The 3,117-nt window shown below is 65.8% G+C and carries 1 protein-coding gene and 1 pseudogene; both read left to right on the top strand.

Annotated features, from left to right (window positions below; all coding sequences use genetic code 11):
* Positions 1 to 2,511, top strand: a 2,511-nt coding sequence (locus tag E1J50_RS27660; protein ID WP_483466585.1) for a phage tail protein, incomplete at its 5' end; no start/stop codon positions are given.
* Between the two features lie 59 nt (positions 2,512 to 2,570).
* Positions 2,571 to 3,117: pseudogene (locus tag E1J50_RS25830) on the top strand (hypothetical protein); the annotation flags it as partial.

Genomic DNA, 3,117 nt, shown 5'->3' with positions numbered 1-3,117 from the left:
TCCTCGACCGAAGCGCAGGTGACCGCCGGGCAGCAGGGCATGACGCTCGCGGGCGCGCTGGCCCGCTCGGATACGCAGGAGCGCCCCTGGCTCGCCTTCTCGCCGGGCCAGCCCCGCACCTTTCCGGTCCTGATCACCGAGGGTGATCCAGACCAGGACGGCGAGCATATCCACCTCACGGGCGTGCTGGACGCTCCCGAGGTCTACGCGACGACCGAGAACGGCGTCCCGCCGCTGATCCAGATCCCAGATCTGTTCTCGGACGCGATGCCGGTGATCCTGGGGCTCGGCGCCCTGATCACGCAGGTGCAGCTCAACCTCGTGCTCAGCGCGGGCTGGCAGCCGGCGCGCAACGCCGCGAGCTACGTCGCCGACGTCTCCTACGATAACGGCGGTCAGTGGGTGCGCGCCTACGAGGGCGACCGAACCACCTTCGAGGCCGTGGTCGGCGGTTCGGATCAGATGATGGTGCGCGTGGCGGGCGTGACGCCTGCGGGCGTGCGCGGCGCGTTCTTCGTGGTGGCGGTCGACTGTCCCTCGCTCGTGGTCAGCAACCAGACCGTCGGTCTGATTCAAATCGACTATGAGGATCTCTCCGCGAACATTCAGGCGCAGATCGACAAGGTGGATGACGTCGCCGCGCGCGCCGAGGAGATCCGGAAGGCCCTCAGCCCCGACCCGAACATCCGCGCCACCGCGCTCGACCCGGCACTCACCGCGGTGCGTGCGGATCTCGACCTCCTGAGCGAGATGGCGGTCCGCAACACGCTGGCGCTGACGACACTCGGCGATCAGCTTCGCGCCGCCGGCCTCGAGGTGCTGACCGGCGAGGGCCGCGCCCGGATTTACGCCGTCGACAGGTTGCAGAAGGAGACGACGACTCAGATCACGAACCTGTCGGTCGACCTCAACGCCGCCGTCGCGCAGATCAAGCTCTACGGATCGGTGCAGACCGGCGACCTGTCGGGCCTGATCACGTCCATCACCACGGTGCAGACGACGCTGGACGCGTTGCAGGGCACGATCACGAACACGGCGACCAAGGCCGAATTCAATTCGCTCGGCTCCCGCGTCGGCACGGCTGAGCAGCGCCTCGACGCGCAGGACGCCGCGATCACGTCCCGCGCTACGTCGCTGGAACTGGACGCCACCAAGGCGCGCCTGACCACGGCCGAGCAGCGCATCTCGGCATCGGAAGGCGTCATCTTCAACGCCGTGAACGCGGGGCAGGCGGACACTGCCGACCGCGCTCTCCTTCCGACCACTATCGCGGGGCTGACGAGCTACCTCACGACGGCGACGGCGGCGCTCTTCGACTCGCAGGCAATTGCGCAGCAGTCGATCTCCGCGAAATTCGATGAGCAGGGCCGGTCGGTCGCGGAGTCGAAGACGCTGCTCCTGGCGGCTCAGGGCGAGAATGAGGCGTTCTATTCGGCGATCACCACGGCCTTTGCGGGCGGCGGTGTCTCAAGCGTCACGGCCGCTGCCGCCCTCGTGGCGCGCATCCAAGACACGCAGGCCAGCATCGTCACGGAGCAGCAGGTTCGGGCTCAGGGCGACCAGGCGCAGGCGTCGAGCCTCACCAGCATCACGAGCCGCGTGGGAAACGCGGAATCGGCGATCAGCACAGAGGCGAGCACCCGGGCTCAGGCGGACAACGCGCAGGCATCGCTGATCACGGGCTTGACCACGCGGGTCGGCAACAACGAAGCCGCCGTCGCACAGGAGGCAAGCACCCGGGCCAGCCAGGACAGCGCGCAGGCATCGCTGATCAACGACGTGTCGGCGGTCACGAACGCTGGCACGGCGCAGGGACGCTTCTCGCTGTTCGCCCGCTCGGGCGTTTCGGGCGTGTCGGTGCGCCTCGAAGCCTACGCAACCGTAAACCGCGGCGGTCAGATCCGCGGCGCGGGCTGGTACATCGACCTGCTCGACAATGGCTCGTCGCGCTTCGTGATCGACGCCAACCTGTTCGCGATCACGGCCAACGGAGGGCTCACGTACCCGTTCCAGTTCGACGGACAGACCCTCACCATCCCGAACCTCGTAGTAACGACGAGCCTCATCGCGCCGAACGGTTCTTCCGACCGAGTCGTGCGCTCAGGCGGTGTCGGCGATGCGCGCCCGAGCAGCCCCGGATTTCGTGAGATCCCAGGCTGCTCATACGACTTCTACGCCGATGGCGATTGGTCGGTGCTGATTGCTTCAACGGCCGACGTCTACGTTGAAGCCAATGGCACAGCCAATGTGCAGCAGTCATCCGCGTTGACGGTCGCCATAGCAATCGACGGTGTGCCGCTGAATAGTGGCCGCGGCCAGCAAAGCTATAGTGTCACAGCGGGCGGAAATACAACCAAGGCAACCTATCAAACCGGTCCGATTGATTACACAGCGATGCGTGTCATCGGAACCGGAAATCATCGTATATCACTGATGTTCAAGTGGGAGGGTGGCGCAAACTCAGGCGCTACTGTCTCCGCAAATATGTACGTGGTTGTCCTCAAGCGCTGACCGCGCTCGTCTCTTCGCATCTTCGCCCGCCGCCATCCTCAACCCGGGGACGCTTTCGCATGTCTCTCTACTACTCCTCGACCGGCACCGCCTCCGTTGCCGCGAATTCCAATCTCGTCACCGTGGCGGGCCTCGACCTGACCACCGTGCAGCCGGGCATGACGATCCATTTCGGCTCGCGGAACAAGCTCGTCGGTGACGGCTACCTGATCGCTTCGAAAACCCGGAACAGCGATCCGACCACGGGCGGTACGATCACCCTTGTGGATCCGGTTCCATCGGCGCTCACCACGGTCGCCTTCATCATCAACACGCAGAGCTACAACGGCACGCAGGACGCGTTCGGCGCTGCGGAGTTCGTTCAGCTTGCGGTCGCCCTCACCCGGCTCACGGGACCAGCGACCACGCTCTACACCGGCTCGAAGCAACTTTCGCTGGACAAGAAGTCGTCCACGGCGGTCGGGCGCGTGCTTCATGCCATCGACGGCCGCAACTGGTTCGCCGCCACGCAGAAGCCCTCCACGATCGCCGGGCAGACCGTCGAGAGCTACGTCATCGAAGCCTATCCGGACGGCACGACGGCCGTGGACGCGATCCGCGTCAACG

The organism is Methylobacterium segetis, assembly GCF_004348265.1.
Taxonomy (GTDB): domain Bacteria; phylum Pseudomonadota; class Alphaproteobacteria; order Rhizobiales; family Beijerinckiaceae; genus Methylobacterium; species Methylobacterium segetis.
Note: the sequence above shows the minus strand (reverse complement) of the source record. Positions and strands in the feature narration are given on the sequence as shown.